At 66.2% G+C, this 20,792-nt stretch carries 18 protein-coding genes; 13 read left to right on the plus strand and 5 right to left on the minus strand.

Annotation, left to right across the window (positions count from 1 at the left end):
* Positions 1-163: 163 nt before the first annotated feature.
* On the minus strand, positions 164-571 hold the full coding sequence (locus EX88_RS0110425) for a RidA family protein (protein ID WP_031371933.1): 408 nt from the start codon (positions 569-571) through the stop codon (positions 164-166).
* A 462-nt stretch (positions 572-1,033) separates the two neighbouring features.
* On the opposite strand from EX88_RS0110425, the gene EX88_RS26515 reads away from it, so the two are divergent.
* The 7 genes from EX88_RS26515 (at position 1,034) to EX88_RS0110460 (ending at position 7,304) form a co-directional block, all read left to right on the plus strand.
* Positions 1,034-1,201: a hypothetical protein gene (locus EX88_RS26515; RefSeq protein WP_161786109.1), complete on the plus strand. Its 168-nt coding sequence runs from the start codon at positions 1,034-1,036 to the stop codon at positions 1,199-1,201.
* 7 nt (positions 1,202-1,208) lie between these two features.
* Positions 1,209-1,985, plus strand: coding sequence for an SDR family oxidoreductase (locus EX88_RS0110435; RefSeq protein ID WP_031371935.1), 777 nt, complete (start codon positions 1,209-1,211; stop codon positions 1,983-1,985).
* A 17-nt stretch (positions 1,986-2,002) separates the two neighbouring features.
* Positions 2,003-3,292, plus strand: coding sequence for an amino acid deaminase (locus tag EX88_RS0110440; RefSeq protein ID WP_081930859.1), 1,290 nt, complete (start codon positions 2,003-2,005; stop codon positions 3,290-3,292).
* 80 nt (positions 3,293-3,372) lie between these two features.
* Positions 3,373-4,230 (plus strand): MurR/RpiR family transcriptional regulator, encoded by an 858-nt coding sequence (locus EX88_RS0110445; RefSeq protein ID WP_200875822.1) that lies wholly within the window; start codon positions 3,373-3,375, stop codon positions 4,228-4,230.
* Positions 4,227-5,705 carry an N-acyl-D-amino-acid deacylase family protein gene (locus EX88_RS0110450; RefSeq protein WP_031371938.1) on the plus strand — a complete coding sequence of 493 codons (1,479 nt, stop codon included), beginning with the start codon at positions 4,227-4,229 and terminating at the stop codon, positions 5,703-5,705. Before EX88_RS0110445 ends, EX88_RS0110450 begins: the two co-directional genes overlap by 4 nt.
* Entirely contained in the window at positions 5,695-6,630 is a 936-nt protein-coding gene (locus tag EX88_RS0110455) for a 2-dehydro-3-deoxygalactonokinase (protein WP_051884916.1), read from the plus strand. The genes EX88_RS0110450 and EX88_RS0110455 overlap by 11 nt, the downstream gene beginning before the upstream one ends.
* Entirely contained in the window at positions 6,627-7,304 is a 678-nt protein-coding gene (locus tag EX88_RS0110460; protein ID WP_036148546.1) for a 2-dehydro-3-deoxy-6-phosphogalactonate aldolase, read from the plus strand. Before EX88_RS0110455 ends, EX88_RS0110460 begins: the two co-directional genes overlap by 4 nt.
* Before the next feature lie 138 nt (positions 7,305-7,442).
* On the opposite strand, the gene EX88_RS0110465 is transcribed toward EX88_RS0110460, so the two are convergent.
* The 3 genes from EX88_RS0110465 to EX88_RS0110475 all read right to left on the minus strand — a co-directional run bounded on the left by EX88_RS0110465 (position 7,443) and on the right by EX88_RS0110475 (position 10,667).
* Positions 7,443-8,162, minus strand: a complete 720-nt coding sequence (locus EX88_RS0110465) for a FadR/GntR family transcriptional regulator (RefSeq protein ID WP_031371941.1) — start codon at positions 8,160-8,162, stop codon at positions 7,443-7,445.
* Between the two features lie 268 nt (positions 8,163-8,430).
* The gene (locus EX88_RS0110470) at positions 8,431-10,026 is read right to left on the minus strand and encodes a sodium:solute symporter family transporter (protein ID WP_031371942.1); all 1,596 of its coding nucleotides are present in this window, start codon (positions 10,024-10,026) and stop codon (positions 8,431-8,433) included.
* Entirely contained in the window at positions 10,023-10,667 is a 645-nt protein-coding gene (locus EX88_RS0110475) for a 2-dehydro-3-deoxy-6-phosphogalactonate aldolase (protein ID WP_031371943.1), read from the minus strand. The genes EX88_RS0110470 and EX88_RS0110475 overlap by 4 nt, the downstream gene beginning before the upstream one ends.
* 171 nt (positions 10,668-10,838) lie before the next feature.
* Between EX88_RS0110475 and dgoD the strand changes: the two genes are divergently transcribed.
* On the plus strand, positions 10,839-11,984 hold the full coding sequence (gene dgoD / locus EX88_RS0110480) for a galactonate dehydratase (protein ID WP_031371944.1): 1,146 nt from the start codon (positions 10,839-10,841) through the stop codon (positions 11,982-11,984).
* On the plus strand, positions 11,978-12,730 hold the full coding sequence (locus EX88_RS0110485; RefSeq protein ID WP_031371945.1) for an SDR family NAD(P)-dependent oxidoreductase: 753 nt from the start codon (positions 11,978-11,980) through the stop codon (positions 12,728-12,730). Before dgoD ends, EX88_RS0110485 begins: the two co-directional genes overlap by 7 nt.
* An 81-nt stretch (positions 12,731-12,811) precedes the next feature.
* On the opposite strand, the gene EX88_RS0110490 is transcribed toward EX88_RS0110485, so the two are convergent.
* On the minus strand, positions 12,812-13,510 hold the full coding sequence (locus EX88_RS0110490) for a FadR/GntR family transcriptional regulator (RefSeq protein ID WP_031371946.1): 699 nt from the start codon (positions 13,508-13,510) through the stop codon (positions 12,812-12,814).
* Between the two features lie 436 nt (positions 13,511-13,946).
* Here EX88_RS0110490 and EX88_RS0110495 point away from each other — a divergent pair, with 436 nt between their 5' ends.
* The 4 genes from EX88_RS0110495 to EX88_RS0110510 all read left to right on the plus strand — a co-directional run bounded on the left by EX88_RS0110495 (position 13,947) and on the right by EX88_RS0110510 (position 20,778).
* Positions 13,947-16,949: a TonB-dependent receptor gene (locus EX88_RS0110495; RefSeq protein WP_051884917.1), complete on the plus strand. Its 3,003-nt coding sequence runs from the start codon at positions 13,947-13,949 to the stop codon at positions 16,947-16,949.
* A 64-nt stretch (positions 16,950-17,013) separates the two neighbouring features.
* Positions 17,014-18,384: a hypothetical protein gene (locus EX88_RS0110500; protein ID WP_031371948.1), complete on the plus strand. Its 1,371-nt coding sequence runs from the start codon at positions 17,014-17,016 to the stop codon at positions 18,382-18,384.
* A gap of 143 nt (positions 18,385-18,527) precedes the next feature.
* On the plus strand, positions 18,528-18,812 hold the full coding sequence (locus EX88_RS0110505; RefSeq protein WP_031371949.1) for a transposase: 285 nt from the start codon (positions 18,528-18,530) through the stop codon (positions 18,810-18,812).
* An 85-nt stretch (positions 18,813-18,897) separates the two neighbouring features.
* Positions 18,898-20,778, plus strand: a complete 1,881-nt coding sequence (locus EX88_RS0110510; protein WP_036148548.1) for a glycoside hydrolase family 35 protein — start codon at positions 18,898-18,900, stop codon at positions 20,776-20,778.
* Positions 20,779-20,792 lie beyond the last annotated feature (14 nt).

The following is a 20,792-nucleotide window of genomic DNA, read 5'->3' on the forward strand; positions in this document are numbered from 1 at the left end:
AGGAACGAGGACTGAGAAGTGAGAAGTGAGAAGTGAAAGGTGAGGCACTGGGAACGAGTCGAGACCATGCGAACTGCGGCAGCATCCGCCGCTCGCCCTCTTTACTCACTCCTCGCTATTACTCGCTCCTCGCTCCTCGCTCCTCGCCCCTCGCCCCTCGCCCCTACGCGCCCCTCAGCGGGTGATACGCGATGGCTTCGATCTCGATCTTGCAATCGACCATCATTTGCGAGCGCACGCACGAACGCGCCGGCGGCTGCTCGCCGAAGTACTCGCGGTAGACGCGGTTGAAGCTCCAGAAGTCGCGGGTGTCGTCCAGCCAGACGGTGATCTTGACCACGTGGCTCAAGTCGCAGCCGGCCAGGCCAAGCACTTTCTTGACGTTCTCCATGGTCCGGCGCGTCTGCGCCTCGATGCCGCCCTGTTCGATTTCGCCGCGCTCGTTCATGGCGACCTGGCCGGAGATGTAGACGAAGTCGCCGGCGCGCACCGCCGGCGAGAACGGCAGTTGTTGGCCGCCGGCGCCGCTGGGCTCCAGGCCGTAACGGACGATGGAATTGGAATCGCTCATGGATGGACTCTCTGCATAGGGAGGAACGGGAAGAGCGAAGCTACGACGACCGGCGTGCTCCGCCGCGCCACTCGCAGATCGCGGGCAGCATGGCGGCGGCGCTCGGATTCGGATGGCACATTCAAGGCCTTCCCGTTGCCGACGTGAAAGTATCTTACAAACTTTCACGATGCATTTTGCACTGCACCATGGCGGTTTATCAGGGCCTCTGCTACATTTCCATTGCCCATCAAGCCATCTGTGTTTGAAATTTACAGGAATGATCGGATGACCAGGGGAACCGCGCTGTGATCCATTCGCCGCACCCCGCTCCTGGGAGTCCGGCCGTGCGCCGGAGCTACGCGACCGGCACGCGACCGGCACGCAATCGGGCCCGTGCCTGCGCCGTTTCACCGTCGAACTGCGACCGAAATCCTGCGCAACGATCACGCCTTCGCCGCGCGGCCGCCACGACGGGGACACATGGATTCGCACGATCCCGCCTCGCGCAGAGAGTGTGCCGACGCCTCGCTCGGCACACCCAAAACCTCCGCTATCGGCGATATTCCGGTCTACCGTCATCACCCGCTGGTTCCCGATCGCCTCGTTGCGCTCGGTCCGACGCTGCGGGCGCCCCCATTGAAGGAATGATCCGTCCATGAGCCAAAGCCGTTTGACCTTGATCACCGGAGCCGCGGGCGGCATCGGCCGAGGATTGCTCACCCGTTTCGTCGTCGGCGGCGATCGTGTGCTCGCCCACGATCGCGATGCCGATGCGCTGGCCGCGCTGGCCGCGAGTTTCGCGCCCGGGCAGGTGCTGACCGCGGCGTCCGAGTTGTCCGATCTCGACGCCTTGCGCGCCGCACTCGCGCCGGTCACCCAGGCGCACGGCCCGATCGGCGCGGTCATCGCCAACGCCGGCAGCGCCGAAGGACTGAGCCTGGCCGGCACCGCGCCGGGCGCGTGGCAGCGCGACGTCGATGTGAACTTGAACGCCGGCTACTGCACGGTGGAAGCGGCGCTCGACGGGCTCAAACGTACCCGCGGCAACATCGTCTTCATCGGCTCGGTCAACGGCCTCGCCGCACTCGGCCATCCGGCCTACAGCGCGGCCAAGGCCGGCTTGATCAGCTACGCAAAATCGATCGCGATCGAATACGGCCGGCTCGGCCTGCGCGCCAACGTGATCTGCCCGGGCACGGTCAAGACCCAGGCCTGGCAGGCGCGCGCCGACAAGCATCCGCAAGTGTTCGAGGACTTGAAGAAGTGGTATCCGCTCGGCGACTTCGCCACGCCCGAGGACATCGCCGAAGCCGCCTGGTTCCTCGCCTCGCCGCAGGCGCGCATGATCAGCGGCGCGGTGCTGCCGGTCGACGGCGGCCTGATGGCCGGCAACCGGGTGATGGCTTCGGAACTCACCCTGGAGCCGTACTGATGACTGGGGCCGTACCTATGAACGCGGCACTGCGCGAGCTCGGACAGAACCTGTTGCTGCCCGGCGTCAAGGGATTGCCGTTGCAACAGGCCACGCGCCAGGACGCGATCGGCGGGCTCGGCCTGCATGTTCTCGACGGCAGCCTGTCGTATCCGGTCGCGGTGCTGCGCGAGTCCACCCTCGCCCACAACATCGCCTGGATGCGCGATTTCGTCGAACGCGCCGGCGCCCTGCTCGCGCCGCACGGCAAGACCACGATGAGCCCGCAGTTGTTCCAGGCCCAACTCGATGCCGGCGCCTGGGCGATCACCCTGGCGACGGTCCCGCAGTTGCGCATCGCTCATCGGTTCGGCGTGCGCCGGGTGCTGCTGGCCAATCAGCCGGTCGCGATCGCCGACATCGAAAGCCTGGCCGCGCTGCTGCGCGACGACCCCGGTTTCGAGGCCTGGGTCCTGGTCGATTCCTCGGCCGGCGCCCGACGCCTCGCCGAGGTGATGCAGCGGCTCGCACCGCAACGTCGATTGCCGGTATTGGTCGAGCTCGGCGCCGAAGGCGGCCGCACCGGCGTGCGCGGCCTCGACGCCGCGCTGGCGCTCGCGCGCGAAGTCGCCGCGAGCCCCGCGCTGCGCCTGGCCGGCATCGAAGGCTACGAAGGCCTGTGGGTCGGCGCCGATCGCGACAGCGACCTGGCACGCGTGCGCGGCCTGCTCGCCGAGCTGGTCGAGCTGACCCGCCGCTGCGATGGCGAGGGCCTGTTCGACGGCGAGGAGATTTTGATCAGCGCCGGCGGCTCGGCGTATTTCGATTTCGTCGCCGACGCCTTCGCCACGGTCGGCGCGACCACGCGCCCCCTGCGACGCGTGCTGCGCTCGGGGTGTTACCTCACCTCCGACCACGGCTTCTATCACGGCCTGCAACAGGAAATGCGCACCCGCCACGACGCCAGCTTCCGCCACGGCCTGCAACCGGCGCTGGAAGTGTGGGCGGCGGTGCAGTCGCGCCCGGAGCCGGGTCTGGCCCTGCTCACCCTCGGCAAGCGCGATGCGTCCTACGACATCGACCTGCCCAAGCCCCTGTGCTGGCACCGCCCCGGCGAGCCGGCGCCGGCGCCCATGCGCGATGCGCGCATCGCCAAGATGAACGACCAGCATGCCTATCTCGAACTGCCGCACGATCATCCGCTGCAGGTCGGCGATCTCGTCGCCACCGGCATTTCGCACCCTTGCACCACGTTCGACAAATGGCAGGTGCTGCTGACGGTCGACGACGGTTATCGCGTCACCGGCGCCATCAATACTTTCTTCTGAACGCGCCACCGACGCGATCGATACCCCCTAATCGCCGCATGATCGGCGCGATCGACAATCTTCCGAGGAACGACCCCATCGTGTCCGACAACCTCATCCCCAAGATCCGCGGAGCGCTCGACACCTTGCGTCCGGCCGAACGCAAGGTCGCCGAGACCGTGCTGGCCGATCTGGACTTCGCGATCCACGCCAGCATCGGCGCGCTGGCGATACGCGCCAATGTTTCCGAGCCCAGCGTGACCCGCTTCTGCCGCGCGATCGGCTGCGAAGGCCTGCGCCAGTTCAAGGTCCAGCTCGCCCACAGCCTGGCCGTCGGCGTGCCCTACCAGACCGTCACCATCGACAAGGACGACGACGCCGCGACCCTGGTGCACAAGGTCTGCGACAGCATCTCCGCGGCCCTGCACGATGTACGCGAGCGCACCGACCCGGCCGCGCTCGACGCCGCCGCCGGCTTGATCGCCGGCGCTCGCCGCGTGTGCTGCATCGGCGTCGGCTCGGGCTCGGGCGTGGTCGCGCAGGACGCCTTCCTGCGCTTCCTGCGCCTGGACATCGCCGCCACCGCCCACAGCGACGGCCATCTGCAGCGGCTCGCCTCGGGCATGCTCGACGCCAACGACGTGCTGTTCGCGATCTCTCTGTCGGGCCGCAGCCCCGAGGTCAACGACAGCGTGCGCATCGCCAAGCAGCGCGGCGCGCGCATCATCGCCCTGACCCAGGCCGGCGCGCCGCTGGGTTGGGACGCCGACGTGCCGCTGCTGTTGCCGCCGTCGAGCGCGGCGACGCCGTACTCGCCCGGCGTGTCGCGGCTGATGCAGTTGGCCGTGATCGACATGCTGGCGATCGCAGTCGCGCTGCGCCAGGAACCGGGCGTGCTGGAGAAGGCGCGCCGGGCCAAGGCCGAAGTCGAACGCACCCAGGTTCCCGGCCGCTCATGAGCGCGAGATTCGCACCGGCGGCAGCCACCTTCGATCTGGTCATCGCCGACGCCTGGGTGCTCGACGGCAGCGGCGGCCCCGGCTACCGCGCCGATGTCGCCGTCGACGGCGAGCGCATCGCCGCGATCGGCGCGCCCCACAGCCTGCACGGACGCAAACGCGAGGACGCATGCGGGCTCGCACTGGCACCGGGCTTCATCGACGTCCACACCCACGACGACCGCGCGGTGCTCGACGACCCCGGCGTGTTCAACAAGCTCAGCCAGGGCGTGACCACGGTGATCGCCGGCAATTGCGGGATCAGCCTGGCGCCATGGCGCGCCGACCGCGAACCGCCGGCGCCGCTGTCGTTGATCGGAGGCCAGGCCGATTTCCGTTTCGAACGCTTCCGCGACTACCTCGATGCGGTCGATGCGGCGCGCCCGGCGGTCAACGTCGCGGCGATGGTCGGTCATTCGACCCTGCGCATCGCCGAGGTCGCCGACCTCGGCCGCGCCGCCGACGATGCCGAGATCGAACGCATGCGCGCGCGCTTGCGCGAGGCGATGCAGGCCGGCGCGATCGGTTTCTCCAGCGGCCTGTTCTACCAGCCGAGCCGGGCCGCGCCGAACAGCGAAGTGATCGAACTCGTCCGCGAGAGCGGCGCCTACGGCGGCGTCTACGCCTCGCACCTGCGCGACGAATACGACGGTGTGCTCGAAGCGATCGACGAAGCCGTCGACGCCGGCGAAGCCGCGCACACCCCGGTCGTGCTGTCGCATCACAAATGCGCCGGCCCCGCGAACTGGGGCCGCACCGTTGAGACCCTGGCGCGCATCGACGAACGCCGCCGCCGCCATTGGGTCGGCCTCGACGCCTACCCCTACACGGCCGGCTCGACCGTGCTCGATCCGGACTACGTCGACGGGGCGATCCGGATCCTGGTGAGCTGGTCGACGCCGCACCCCGAACAGGCCGGTCGCGACCTGAGCGACATCGCCGCCGATTGGCGGGTCGACCAGAAAGAAGCCGCGCGCCGCCTGCACCCGGCCGGTGCGGTGTATTTCCAGATGCGCGAGGACGACGTCCGCCGCGTGCTCAGCCACGACCGCACCATGATCGGTTCCGACGGCCTGCCGCACGACGCCCACCCGCATCCGCGCCTGTGGGGCGCGTTTCCGCGCGTGCTCGGCCATTACTGCCGCGACCAGGGCTTGTTCCATCTGCCCGAAGCGGTGCGCCGCATGACCTCGCTGTCGGCCGACAGCTTCGGCCTCAAACGGCGCGGACGCATCGCCCCCGGACTCGCCGCCGATTTGGTTCTGTTCGATCCCGACACCATCGCCGACCGCGCCACCTTCGCCGAACCCAAGCAAGCGGCCGCGGGCATCCGCGCGGTCTGGGTCGGCGGCGCCTGCGCCTTGCGCGATGCCCACGCCACCGGCGAACGCCGCGGCCGCGTCCTGCGCCGCGAGGAGGAACGCCATGCTCGATGAATCGCTCCACCGCAACGCCCCCAACACCGGCACCGCGATCGCCCTGATCGGCGTCGACTGGGGCTCCACCCATCTGCGCGTGCACGCCTTCGACGCGCTCGGCGGCATCATCGCCACGCGCCAGAGCGCGCGCGGCATGGCCTCGCTGCATTCGCCCGAGGCCTTCGCCGCCGCGCTCGACGACCTGCTCAGCGTCGACCTCGACGACGGCGACGCGCCGATCTTGCTGGCCGGCATGGTCGGCGCGCGCAACGGTTGGCAGGAAGCGCCGTACGCGCCGTTGCCCGCCCATGCCGATGCGCTCGCCTCGGCGTTGCAGCCGCTGACGTTCAAGCAGCGCCGCGCCGCGATCGTGCCCGGCGTCAGCGGCGCCAGCGATGGCTTCGACGACGTCATGCGCGGCGAAGAGACCCAGGCGCTCGGCGTGCCGCCCGGAACGCGACGCGTAGCCGCACCGGGCACGCACAGCAAATGGCTGACCCTGGACGGCGGCGGCGTGGTCGGGTTTTCGACCTATCCGACCGGCGAGATTTATTCCCTGTTGCTGCATCACAGCCTGCTCGGGCGCGGCCTGCCGGCCGAGGCCTGGTCGGAACGCGGCTTCATCAAGGGCCTGGACACCGCGCGCGAACGTCCCGACTGGTTGCACCAGTTGTTCGGCGTGCGCGCACGCAACGTCCGCGACGCCGCGCCGGTCGAGGAATTGCCGGCGTTCCTGTCCGGCCTGTTGATCGGCTACGAGTGCCTGGCCGCCAACAACGAACCCGGCGACGGCGGCGAAGTCGCGGTGATCGGCGGCGCCAAGCTCGCCGCGACCTACGCCCTGGCGCTGCGCCGCTACGGCATCCCCCACTACATCATCGAAGGCGACACCGCGTTTTGCCGCGGCTTGTGGCGCATCGCAAAGGCAGCCCGATTCGTATGACCCTCGCCACGTCTCTGCCTCTGCCGAGCACGCTGCCGGCCTGGCTCGTCCAGTCGCCGTTCGTCGCGATCCTGCGCGGCATCACCCCCGACGAGGCCCTGCCGGTCGGCGAAGCGCTGTGGGATGCGGGCTGGCGCATCATCGAAGTGCCGCTGAATTCGCCGGATGCGTTCGAGAGCATCGCCCGCCTGCAACGGCGTTTCGGCGATGCGATCCTGCTCGGCGCCGGCACCGTGCGCCGCGCCGACGAAGTCGACACCCTGGTCCGCATCGGCGCGCGCCTGATGGTCTGCCCGCACACCGATCCGGCGCTGATCGGCTACGCCAAGGCCTGCGGCTTGTTCGCCCTGCCGGGCGCGGCGACCCCGAGCGAATGCCTGGCCGCCCTCGACGCCGGCGCCGACGGGCTCAAGCTGTTTCCGGCCGATGCACTCGGCCCGGCGATGCTGAGCGCCCTGCGCGCGGTGCTGCCCGCCGGCACCGCGGTGCTGCCGGTCGGCGGCATCCACACCGACCTGCTCGCGATCTGGCGCAAGGCCGGAGCGATCGGCTTCGGCATCGGCGGCACCTTGTACAAGCCCGGCACGACCGCGCCGCAGGTCGCCTCGACCGCGCAGGCCTTCAACGAAGCGTGGCTGGAATCGGTACCGACACCGCGCGGCTTGCGTTCGTAAGCGATCGCCCGGTCACGCCCCCAAGCATCCGGCCGCTGACGACGGGCTAGAAATGGGCAACCCGGGTTTTCTCGACAGTCCGGCTGCGGCCGACTCGATGGCCCGGGGGCCAACCGCCTTGGCGAACGCCCTGCAGGTTCAGTCGGGCTGCGACCCGCCGGCCGTCGACTCGATCAACGCCGTCACCTCGTCGAGCAATCCCCGCATGGCCGACTTGGCTCGCTCGCCATCGCCCGATGCGATCGCTTCGTATACGCGCGCGTGGTCCTCCACGCTGGCCAGATCGACGCCCTTGGAACGATTGGTGACCCCGATCGAAATCCGCAACGCGGTATCGACCAGGTCGCGCAGGCGCGAATAGAAGCGGTTGCCGCTGGCTTCCAGCACCGCGACATGGAAGGCGATGTCCGATTCGAGCGCATCCCCTTCGCCCAGCTCGGCGGCGCGCATGCGCTCGATCGCGGCCTCGATCCGGGCGATGGCTTCGGCATCGCCGCGTTGCGCCGCCAGCATCGCCGCCATCGGCTCGACCGCAAGCCGCACCTGAGTGAACTCGAGCAACAGGCCGATGGAGAACTTGCGCTCCAGCAACCAGCGCAAGACGTCCGGATCGAGCAGGTTCCAGTTCGTCTCGGGCTCGATGATGGTGCCGCGCTTCGGCCGCGCACTGAGCAAACCCTTGGCCGTGAGCATCTTGACTGCCTCGCGCACGATGCTGCGGCTGGCGCGAAGCTGCACGCACAGTTCGGCCTCGGTCGGGAATGCCTGCTCCGGACCGTAGTGACCGGTCACGATCGCCTCGCCCAGAGATTCGACGATTCGCCTGGTCAGGCTTGCGGAACGAGGCAATCGATTCATACGGTCAGCTCCGGTAATGGCTCTCGCGACAGGGCCTGCGTGCCATCGAAGAGGCGAGGCCCGGCCAACCCGATAAGGCCGCGGCCTGTCATGCCTGCAAACTCGGAGCCTTCCGCCATGCCGGAGCATTATCGCGGAGGCCTGCGGCAATAGCCACGCAAGCCGGCAAGCGGGCATCGCTGCGCGGTATCAAAACAGGGCCGGGCAAGCGCCCCAAGCGCGGCCGATCCGCTGCAATCGGCGCGGCGCCGCAGGAACCGACCGCGGCTCACCACCACGTGGCATAGAGCGCCACGAGTATCGCGACCACCGCCAGGGCCGCGATGTTGAAGCCCGCGCTGGTGCGGAAGCTGACGCCCTCGACCTCGATGCGGTTCACCCCGGCCCGCGACGGGACGAGCAGCGACACCGCCATCGCCAGCAGTCCGGTGACCAGAAACACCAGGCTCATGCGATCCAGGAACGGCAGCGACGGCCATACCATCTTGAACAGATAAGAGAACGCGACCGAGCCCGTCGCCGCGGCGATCGCGCCTGCCTCGTTCGCACGCTTCCAGAACAAGCCCAGCAGGAAGATCACGGTGATGCCCGGCGTGAAGAATCCGGTGAACTCCTGAATGAACTGGAACGCTTGATCCGACTTGCCCAACAAGGGGCGGGCGGTCATCGCCGCGATGACGACCGCCACCGTCGCGACGATTCTTCCGACCCTGACCAGGCGGCGTTGGCGCACGGGGTCATCGTCCGAATCGGAGCCGCGGCGTGCGCCCGCCGCATACTTGTCAAACAGGTCCAGGGTGAAGATGGTCGCTATCGAATTGATCTTGGAAGCCATGCTGGAAATGACGGCGGCGATCAATGCCGAGAACACCAGGCCGAGCACTCCGGGCGGCAGCAGGCGCATCATCGTCGGGTAGGCCTCGTCCGGCTTGGACAGATCCGGGGCCAGCACGACCGCGGCGATGCCCGGCAGCACGATGATGATGGGCATCAACAGCTTCAGGAACGCGGCGAATATCACCCCTTTCTGCGCCTGATCCAGATCGCGCGCGGCCAGCGCGCGTTGAATGATGTACTGATTGAAGCCCCAGTAACTCAAGTTGGCCAGCCACATCCCGCCTATCAGCACCGACAACCCCGGCAGGTCCCGATAGAAGGGATTGTCCGGCTTCAGGATCATGTGGAAATGATCGGGAGCGCGCTCGACCAGCACCCGGAAACCGGCGCCGATGCCGGCCCCGTCGCCGATCTTGTCGAGGGTCAGCCCGGACACCAACAGGCCTCCCAACACCAGCAGCGCCACTTGCACGATGTCGGTCAACGCCACCGCTTTCAAGCCGCCGTACAACTGATACAACAGCGCGAACGCGGCAAGCAGATACAGCGCCGTGCCCTGGTCGATACCGGCGATCTGGTTCACGGCGATCGAGCCGAGCCAGGCGATCGAGGTCAGGTTCACGAACACGTACAACGCGAGCCAGAACACCGTCATGAGGTTGCGGATGCCGGTCCCGTAGCGTTGCTCCAGGAACTGCGGCATCGTGACGATGCGGTTGTGCAGAAAGATCGGCAGTATCCACTTGCCCACGATCAGCAAGGTCGCGGCCGCCATCCATTCGTAGGATGCGATGGCGAGCCCCAGCGCATACCCGGAACCGGACATGCCGATGATTTGCTCGGCGGAGATGTTCGCGGCGATCAGAGAGGTCCCGATCGCCCACCACGGTAGCGATCGCGAGGCGAGAAAGTAGTCGTTGCTGTTTTTCTTGCGTCCGTGTTTCTCCCGCGCGACCCAATGCGCCAGGCCGAAGATCGCGACGGCGTAGACGCCGATGATGACCAGATCGAGCGTCGACAATGTCATGCATCCACCGCGCTTGCGTCTTTGCGGTATGCCGCGACGACCGCCATGAAGGCATCGGCACGGGCGGCGACCTCGGCCGCGGTCATCCCGGGCCGATACAGGCTGTTTCCGAGGCCATAACCATCGACCCCGGCACGAAGCCAATGCGCCGCGTTGTGCTCGTCCACGCCGCCGACGGCGCAGACGCTCACCCCGGCCGGGAGCACGGCTCGCAGCGCGCGCAAATGGGCGGGGCCATAGGTCGAAGCCGGGAACAGTTTGAGCCGGGTCGCTCCCGCAGCGATCGCGTCGAAAGCCTCGCTGGCGGTGCCCACGCCCGGCATCGGCACCATGCCCAGTTCCAGGGCGCGCCGTATGACCGCGGCGTCGGTGTTGGGCGCCACCAGCAGGCGCCCTCCGGTCTCGTGCAACTGCTCGACCTGGCGCAGGTCGAGCACGGTGCCGGCGCCGCACAGGCAATCGCGACCGAAAGCCCGCTGCAGCAGCCCGATGCTGACGAAGGGATCGGGCGAGTTGAGCGGAATCTCGATTCCGCCCACGCCGCGCTCGACGAGCGCCTCGGCGATGCGAAGCACTTCGCCCGGGGTAATTCCGCGCAGGATCGCTATGACGAACGGCGTTGCGTGACTTTGGGACGGCATCTGATCGCTGCTCCAGCCTGCATGGTCGAGCGGGTACTGCGCCTGGGAATACTCATCCCCGGCTCATCCGGCGGCGTCATGGCGCCTCTGTCGCCTGCCGGACGATGGTTTAAAGTACTTATATATGATAAAAGTGCAGCCTGTCCATCGCCATCATTTCGCCGACTGCCTATGAGCCTCATTGCCCGGATAGAAACCTTCCGCGTGCCGCCGCGCTGGCTGTTCGTGCGTGTCGAAACGACCGATGGCGCGGTAGGTTGGGGAGAAGCCAGTCTGGAGGGGCATGTCGAGGCCGTCGATGGCGCTTATGAAGCGCTGCGCGATCGCTTCGTCGGCGCCGACGCGGATCGGATCGAAGACATATGGCAGGTCGCCTATCGCCTGGGTTTCTACCGCGGCGGGCCGGTGCTGATGTCGGCGCTGGCCGGCCTGGATCACGCTCTGTGGGACTTGTTGGCCAGGCGTCTGGGGCTTCCCGTGTGGCAACTGCTGGGAGGCAAGGTGCGCGACCGCATCGCCGTCTATGCCTGGGTCGGCGGCGATCGCCCCGGCGAGGTCGAACAGGCCAGCCGAGTCCGCCAGCAACAGGGCTTCACCGCCGTCAAGATGAATGCCACCGAGGACCTGGACTGGCTGGCCCGTCCGCGCGACCTGGACCCGGTGCTCGAACGCGTTGCGGCGGTGCGGGCGCTCGGGCTGGACGTCGGCCTGGATTTCCACGGCCGCGTGCACAGGCCGATGGTGCGCTCGCTGATCAGCGCATTGGAACCGCTGAGCCCGCTCTTCATCGAAGAACCCGTCCTGTCGGAGCATCCCGAGGCGCTCGCGCAACTGGCGCAGTTCACCAAGTTGCCGATCGCGATAGGCGAGCGGCTGTACAGCCGATGGGACTTCAAGCCGTTCCTGCAGGCGGCGGCGGTCGATATCCTGCAACCGGACTTGAGTCATGCCGGCGGAATTTCCGAATGCCGGCGCATCGCCGCCATGGCCGAAGCCTACGATGTCGCCATCGCACCGCACTGCCCGCTCGGCCCCCTGGCCCTCGCCGCCTGCCTGCAGTTGGCCGCCGCCACGCCCAACTTCGTGATTCAGGAAATGTCGCTGGGCATCCACTACAACAGCGCCGAGTACGACTTGCTGACCTACCTGAGCAATCCGCAGGTGTTCGACATCCGTGCGGGCTATGTCGATGTGCCCTCCGGCCCGGGCCTGGGCATCGAGATCGACGAGGCCAGGGTGCGCGAGGCCGCGCGCATACCGCACACTTGGCGCAACCCGGTCTGGCGCGGCGCCGATGGGAGCATTCGCGAATGGTGAGTTCCGCACGACGTTTCGAAGGCCGCACCGTGCTGATCACCGGCGGCCTCGGGGGCATCGGCCTGGCGTGCGCGAAGCGCTTCGCCGCGGAAGGCGCGAGCCTCGCCCTGATCGACTTTCGCCAGGATCGTCACAGCAAAGCGACCGAGGCCTGCCGCGCCGCCGGAGCGGCGCATGTCGTCGTGCTGTCCTGCGACGTATCCGATGAAGGCCAGGTCGATGCCGCTTGTGGCGCCGTGCGCGAGCGCCTCGGCGGCCACGACATCGTCGTCAACACCGCCGGGCTGATGCTGTTCAAGCCGCTGGAAGACTTCAGCAGCGACGAGTGGCGGCGACTGCTCGGCGTCAACCTGCTCGGGCCGGTGCATTTCACCCGCGAATGGCTGCGTCATGCCGCGCCCGGCGGCGCGATGGTCAATATCGCCAGCGTGCACGCCTCGATGACGACACCGATGGTGGCGCCGTATGCCGCGGCCAAGGCCGCCCTGCTGTCGCTGACCCGCAGCGCCGCGATCGAGGGCGCCGCGAAGGGCCTGCGCGCGAACGCGGTGGTGCCCGGCGCGATCGACACCCCGATGTTATGGTCCAACCCGAATCTGCAATCGGGCGCCGAAGTCATCTCCGCCGAAGACATCGGCACGCCGGACGACGTCGCCGGGGCGGTCCTGTTTTTGGCCTGCGACGAAGCGCGGTTCGTGACCGGCGCGAGCCTGGAAGTCAGCGGCGGGCGTCTGGCGAGACTGTAACGCGACGCGCTCCCTTCATCGCCGATACGAGCGCTATTTCGCGCACTCCAGCGCAGTGCCCCTATCTTGCCGGCAAAGCGCTCAGCGCTTGATGCGGCCGATGTTCGCGCGCGAATCCACGACGATACCGAGCATCGCCTCGCGCGCCGCGACCGGCCGTTGCAGCCGGATCGCCTCGAGCACGGCGAAATGCCGCGGCAGCGAGTACTTGAAGTCGACCACCTTGCTCGCCGACAGGGAAAAGTAGGTCGCCAACGCGGTCTCGACGACCGAGAACAGCGACACCATCAACTCGTTGTTGGTCGCTTCCAGCACGCTTTGATGGAACTCGAGATCGGCCTGGGTCCAGGCTTTCAGATCCTGCGCCGCATCCATGGCGCCGTACGCACTCTTGATTCGCGCCAGTTGCTTCCGGTCGCGCCGCTTCGCCGCGGCGGCAGCGGCGGCCGGCTCGATGATCTCGCGCATCTCCGACAGCTTCTCGACGAAGTCGTCGGTAGGCATCGTCTCGCATCGCCACGCCAGCACATCGGCATCGAGTTGGTTCCAATACTGCTTTTCGCGCACGCGGGTGCCGGTCTTCTGCCGCGTCTCGATCAGGCCTTTCGAGGTAAGCACCTTCAAGGACTCGCGCAACGCGGTCCGACTGATGGCCATGCGCTCTGCAAGGGTTTCCTCGCGCGGCAGCAGTTCGCCCGGTTTCAGCGTGCCGCCGACGATCTGCCTGCCCAATTCCTGGACCACCTGGCTGTGCAAGTTGCGAATGGAAACAGGCTTCAACGGAGAGCATCCCTTGCATTCGGTCGCGCAACAGCGGCGTCGCGCGTATGAGTTTCTATTGTTACATCTAACACACTAGTCGACGACGCAACGCAGCGCATCCGTCGGGCACCGCCCCATGGCGTCGAACACCTGAAACGCTCGGCATCATGCGAACGAGCGCGCGTTTTCGGCGACCGACGCATCGCGTCTGCACTCGCCGCAGCGCCGACGACTCTCGCTCGAACAGTACTTCGTGCCGTCCCTTGAACGCACGACATGGATGTTGCCGCGCAACATCGAATCGTTCCAGTGCTGCCGTAATGCGCCACGACACTCACTCAGTGACAGACGGATCGAAGGATCGATAAGCGGTACTTGACTCAAAAAAGAATAAGTACTTATATATGATAAATAGAACTAGATCCGATCAGCAGTCAGCAAGGGGGAGGGCGTAATGAAGTTGCAGCAGCAAGCGAACAAGCGGCGCGTGCAGATCGAGCGGTCCCGGCTCGCGTGGAGCCTCATGGCCGTGATGGCCTGCGCCGGTACCGCGCAGGCCCAATCGATCACCGGCGGCCTGTACGGATACGCGCCGACGCAGGGCCAGGTGAGCGTGTTGGTCGAAAACCCGGAAACGGGCTTCCGCAGAGAACTCAAAGTCGATGCGAACGGCCGCTACACCGCCTCCGGCCTCAACCCCGGCGGCTACACGGTAAAAATCAGCCGCGATGGGCAGTTGCTTTCCGAGAACCGGATCAGCGTGCGGCCGAACAGCGACACCGCCGTCGCCGCGGCGAGTGCGCAGAACGCGGCCACCGAGCTCGATACCGTCGTCGTGACCGGTACCTCGATGGCGACCGAAGTCACGCCGATCGACGTGTCGACCCCGGAACTTACCAATCATTACAGCCGCGAACTGATCAACGGCCTACCCCTGCCTCCGTCGGCGACTCCCGAACGCATCGCGCTGTTGCGCTCGAACGCACGCCACGACTCCAACACCACCGGTCTGGTGCAGCTCGGCGGCGCCTCGCCGGCCGAGAATCGTTATTACTTGAACGAGTTCGATACGACCAACGACCGAACCTCGCTCGGCTCCAACCGCCTGCCGCGGGAAGCCATCCAGGACACCGAAGTGCTAGCGGGCAGCTTCGGCGCCTCATGGACCAACGCCACCGGCGGCATCATGGCGCAGACGGTGCGCCAGGGCAGCAACAGCTTTCGCGCGGGCTATTCGCTGTACCTGACGCCGCCGACGTCGCGCCTGCTGAACCCGCGCGAGAAGGACATCTACGGCGGCGACGACTCCTACTACAAGTACGTGTCCAACAATCACCGCGATTCGAGCGCGACGCAGTATGCCTGGGGCTCGGGCGCGCTGATCAAGGACAAGTTGTTCGCGTTCGTCCTGTTGGGCAAGACCTCGCCCTGGAAGAGCTACCGCTACACCATCAACCGCGCAACGACCACGACCAGCAGCAACAAGAACGCGCTGGTGAACCTGACCTGGAACATCAACGACGATCAGACCTTCAACCTGATCGGTTCGCGCGACTGGAACGAGTCGGATACGGACACGTACTTGCTGAAAGGCAACTACACGACCGAGCGGGGCGCGTTTTCGCAGACCTCGCATTCCCCGGCCCGCCAGCGGATGCTGATCGGCAACTACCACTGGAACATCACCGACGACCTGCAACTGCGGCTGATGGGCGGCTACCTGGGCCAGATCAACGATCGCGCCCACGGCTCCGAGGACATTCCCTATGTCGACGAGTACAACAGCGCCACCCAGAAGACGGTCAACATCGGCGTGAACGAGCGCACCGTCAATTTCCGTCCCGACGACTATTGGCGCCGCGGCTACAAAGGCGATCTGACCTGGAACCTCCAGGACCACAAGATCGTGTTCGGCCTGGAGCATTACGTGCACTACCTCGGCCAGGACTGGCATACGCCGTTCGCCGGCTGGTACACCTATTACGACCGGCCGAACACCGTGCAGTTGCAGAACGGCGAGCGGGTCAACGGCAAGTACGTGCAGCATTTCCTCAATCGCGAGTTCGGCCGGATGTTCTCGGTCAACCAGGCGGCCTATATCGAGGACTACTGGCAGCTGAGCGATCGCGTCATGGTCTACGCAGGCCTGCGCTACGACAAGTACGTCAACAAGGATGCCCTGGAACGGCGCTTGTTCTCGTTCCCGATGTACTCGCCGCGACTGGGCCTGTCCTGGGACGTCAACAGCGACTCCAGCCTCAAGGTCGGCGCGAACCTGGGCAGGTACTCGCTGTCGATGCCGTCCAACTTCAGCTTCGGCGTGGCGCAGGCGCGTTCGACCACCACCAAGTGGTACCGCTACACCGGCATCGACCCGGTCACCAAGGCGCCGACCGGCCTCACCCAGATAGGCCCGGCCTATGTTCCTCCCGGGCGCGACGGCAATCCGCCGCAGACGCACGAGGTGTCCGCGACCAACCTGAAGGCGCCTTACAAGGACGAGTTCCAGGCCTACGTGCAGAAGGAACTGCCGGGCAACTGGATCGGGCAAGTCGATTTCGGCTACTCGACGCTGAAGCGCGTCATCAATCAGACCTGTTACAACCAGGGCATCGTCGACTGGGCGAATGCGCACGGCTATCCGGACTACGAAGCGGACGATATCGCCTGTTTCGAGGTGAATCCTGGCGAAGACGTCACCGTGCTGCGCGATTTTGCCGGCAACGGCAAACTGCAATCGCTGCGGGTGCCCGCCTCGGCCTTCGGCCTGCCGAAGCCCAAGAACAAATACATCCACCTGACCTTCGACCTCAATCACCATCGCAGCGACGACGAACCCTATTACCTCGGCCTGAGCTACACCTGGTCGCGTTCGTTCGGCAACGACAACGGGTTTCTCGACCTGGAAGGCCATAACGCGGGCTACATCGGGCAAACCGGCCGCTACGACTTCCCCGAGATCACCCTCGGCGCCAACGGCAACCTGATCAACGATGTGCGCCACAAGCTCACAGCGTCCGGCGTCTACTACTTCAAGAACGGCCTGCGCGTGGGCGGCATCCTCAACGTGCAATCCGGGCAACCGGTCACCTGCTTCGGCCTGAAGCCCGATGTCGACAGCCTGTCGTACAACTGGGGCAGTTGGGGACATTACTGCGACACGAAGACCGACCCGGTCGGCGTCACCCCGGCGGGCACCATGGGACGGCTGCCCTGGTTCTGGCAGTTGGATTTGAATGTCGGCTACGACCTGAGCGTCGGCGAACACCACAAGCTCAGCCTCGACCTCGGCATACAAAACCTCACCAACCGCCGCGGCATTACCGACCGCTACAACACCTTCAGCGCCGACATCAACGCCGACAACACGGTCGTACCCGATATCAATTTCCTGATTCCGAGCCAATACCAGGCGCCGCGGACGACCTCGCTGGTGCTGCGTTACGAGTTCAAGTAGCACCCGGCCCGGCGCAGCTTGCACCCATCCCATTCTTCGAACACCGAATCATGAGGACACCCGCATGGCTAACTTTTCCGTGTACACCGCATCGGCCCTGGCCGGTCTGTTGCTTGCCGCGGCGCCCCCGCCGGCAGCGGCGACCACTCCGGCCGGCACCTGGGTGTTGGCGAATCCCTCCCCGCAAGTGAAGGATTACTTCCTGCGTATCGACGTGGATCCGGGCGAGCAATACCCCGAGCACACCGACTCCGCCTCGAACGTCTACTTCGCGCAGTACATCAAGTTCAACAACGCGAACGGCGGCTACTGGGGCATGCAGCGCGCGAGCGGAGAAAAGCGCGCGCTGGTATCGATCTGGAACGGCACCGGCGCGATGGGCGATCGCCTTCCGCCGGTGGATTGTTACGAGTTCGGCGCGTGCTCCAGCATCAAGGGGCAATACACCTGGAAAGTCGGGCACCAGTACAGGATGCGGGCAGAGGCCAGTCCGCGTTACGGCGGCGACTGGTGGCAGATGACGCTGTACGACCTGACGCTCGGCACCGCCGAGGTGCTGGGGCAGATCAGCGTGCCCTCCAACTGGGGTGGCTTGCACAAGGAAAATGGAATGTTCCTTGAGTATTTCTATGCCGACCCTTACCAGTGTTATTCGCTCCGACACGCCCGGGCCACCATTGCGCCGGTACGCGGCAACTGGGGCCAGGACACGGCCCTGGCCAGTTTCAACGGCACCGCCTACGGCAGCCCGCACCCTTGCGACTCGTCGTGGCTGCTGCCGGGCATGACGCATGCCGGCTACGGCTCGATCTCGTGGGCGGAAAGCGACGGCACCGTCAATGCGGTAGGCAATCAGTACCGCGGGCTGTACGAGTGGGGCCAGTACAACAAGCAGGCCACCGCCGGCATGTACTTCGCGGCCGACCTCTCCGTCGACTACCCCTACCTGTACCGCGCGAAACACAACGGCGCCTACGGCCCGTTCCCGCCGCAAGGGCAGTCGAATGCGGATTGGCAGTCGATCGGCCGGGGCTATCCCGTCATCAACGATCTCTACCATCGAAACCAACCGCTGAGGAGCTGGGCCGAACGCAACGAAGCCTACGTCGCGGTCGGCGACTATTTCTACTACGACAACCCCAATACCGGCGATCTCGAATATTTCACCCTGGTCAAGAAAGGGGCGCAGTACTTCCCTGTCGACAAGACCAGCAACGAGTTCTGGACCTACAAGGGCCGCCACTACCGCAAGACCGAAACCGTTCCCGAGATGGCCATTCACCAATGGGGCGAGAACAACCGTTACGGCCGCGTGGGGTCGGTGTTCAAGTCGGGCGACAAGTATTTCCGGCTGAAGACCAGCAGCCAGTACTGGTACTTCCCGACCACGGCCACCGACAACAACCAGTGGCAGTTCATCGGTTATCACCCGTGACAGCGGCTGCCTAGTCAATAATCCCGGCCTGCCCGTTGCAACAAACGGGCGGGCCAGCGCGGCCTTGCCGATAGGCTTCGATTGCCCCCCAACCACACCGGCACGCAGATCATTCCGCAGAGCGAGCCCGAAGGAGGCGCTCAATGCGCAAGAGTCGATTCACCCAGGCGCAGATCGTGGAGATTCTCAAGGAGACCGACAGCGGCATCGCGATCAAGGACCTGGCCCGCAAGCACGGAGTCAGCGTGCCGACGTACTACTACTGGAGATCGAGGTACGGCGGCATGGACGTCGCCGAAACGGCCAGGGTTCGCGAACTGCAGGCCGAGAACAACGAGCTCAAGCGCCTGTATGCCGAGCAGGCGCTGGAGATTCATGCACTGAAGGAGGTCATCGCAAAACTGCCGGCTCATGCCGTGCACCCGTAAGGCAACATCCATCGCATCGCTCATCCTTCGCCGATAACGCGGGTCGCTTCCTGCCCGCGCGGCGGCCGACCTACGGAACCCGATCATGATCCAACGCGCACGTCGTCACCGCATCGCCGCCGCCCTGCTCGGCCTGGGACTCGCCTTCGCTTCGCTGGGAAGTTTCGCCGCGCCGCGTTTCGCCATCGAAGGCGACCGTTTCCTGCTCGACGGCAAGCCGCACATGATCCGTTCCGGCGAAATGCATTACCCGCGCATTCCGCGCGAGTTCTGGCGCGAGCGCCTGCGCCAGGCGCGTGCGATGGGCCTCAACACGGTCACCACCTACGTGTTCTGGAACCTGCACGAACCCGAGCCGGGTCGGTTCGATTTCAGCGGCAATCTCGACGTCGCCGCGTTCGTCCGCACCGCGAAAGAGGAAGGCCTGGACGTGATCGTGCGCCCCGGCCCCTACATCTGCACCGAACTGGAATTCGGCGGCTTTCCCGCCTGGCTGCTGCGCACCCCCGGCCTGCGCGTGCGCAGCATGGACCCGCGCTTTCTCACCGCGGTCGAACGCTACCTGCGCCGCACCCATGAAGAACTCGGACCTCTGTTGAGCACGCGCGGCGGGCCGATCCTGATGATGCAGGTCGAGAACGAGTATGGCTCCTACGGCCGCGACCGCGATTACATGGAAACGATCAAGCGGCAGATGATCGGCGCCGGTTTCGACCTGCCCTTGTTCACCTCCGACGGCGCCGGCCCGCATTATTTCGAGGGCGGGCCGCTGCCGGGCGTCACCGCGGTGATCAACTTCGACGGCGATGTCGCCGACGCCAAGGCCTCGTTCGAGCACCTCAAGGCCTTCCGCCCGCAGGGGCCGCGCATGGTCGGCGAATACTGGGCCGGCTGGTTCGACCATTGGGGCGAGCAGCACCACACCACGCCGCCCGAGCGTGCGGCGAGCACGGTCGATTGGTTCCTCGGCCAGGGCATCTCGTTCAACCTGTACATGTTCCATGGCGGCACCAGCTTCGGCTGGATGGCGGGCGCGAACTACAGCCGCGACATGCCGTATCAACCCGACACCACCAGCTACGACTACGACGCGCCGGTCGACGAAGCCGGCCGCATCACGCCGAAATACCGCGCCTTGCGCGAGGTCATCGGGCGTCATCTCGAAGCCGGCGAAAGTCTGCCGCCGATTCCCGAGTCTGCCACGCCGACCATCGCGATCGCGCCGTTCGTGCTGCGCGAATCGGTAAGCGTGCTCGACGCGCTGCCGGTGCTGAGCCGGCCGGTGCGTGCGCAACTGCCGCGGACCATGGAAGCGCTCGACCAGAACTACGGCTTCGTGCTCTATCGCAACACCGTGCCGCAGGGCGCCAGCGGCAAGCTGGTCGTCGACGAAGTGCGCGACTACGCGGTCGCGCTGGCCGACGGCAAGCCGGTGGGCACCCTGGACCGGCGCTTCGGCGAACGCGAGCTGGCGACCGACCTGAAGCCGGGGGAGCGGCTCGACTTGCTCGTCGAGAACATGGGCCGGATCAACTTCGGAACACACCTGGATGAAGAGCGCAAGGGCATCACCCGCTCGGTGACGGTTGGCAAGCAGGAACTGTTCGACTGGACCATGCACCCGCTGCCGCTGAGCGACCTGAGCGGCCTGCGTTATTCAAGCAAGACCGCACCGACCGGCCCGGCGTTCTGGCGCGGCAGCTTCGAACTCGACCGTGTTGGCAGCACCTTCCTCGACACCCGCGGTTGGGGCAAGGGCCATGTCTGGATCAACGGCCGTCACCTCGGCCGCTACTGGAAGATCGGCCCGCAGCAGACCCTGTTCGTGCCCGCTCCCTGGTTGCGCAAAGGCCGCAACGAAGTGGTCGTGCTCGACGTCGAAGGCGGCGGCGCGCGCAGCCTGCAGGGCCTGACCGACCCGGTCTACGAGACCGCGCCGGATGCCTTGAAACCGCGCACGAAGTAAGCGCCCGACGCGCA

The sequence above is a fragment of the Lysobacter antibioticus genome (assembly GCF_000731095.1).
GTDB lineage: Bacteria > Pseudomonadota > Gammaproteobacteria > Xanthomonadales > Xanthomonadaceae > Lysobacter > Lysobacter antibioticus_B.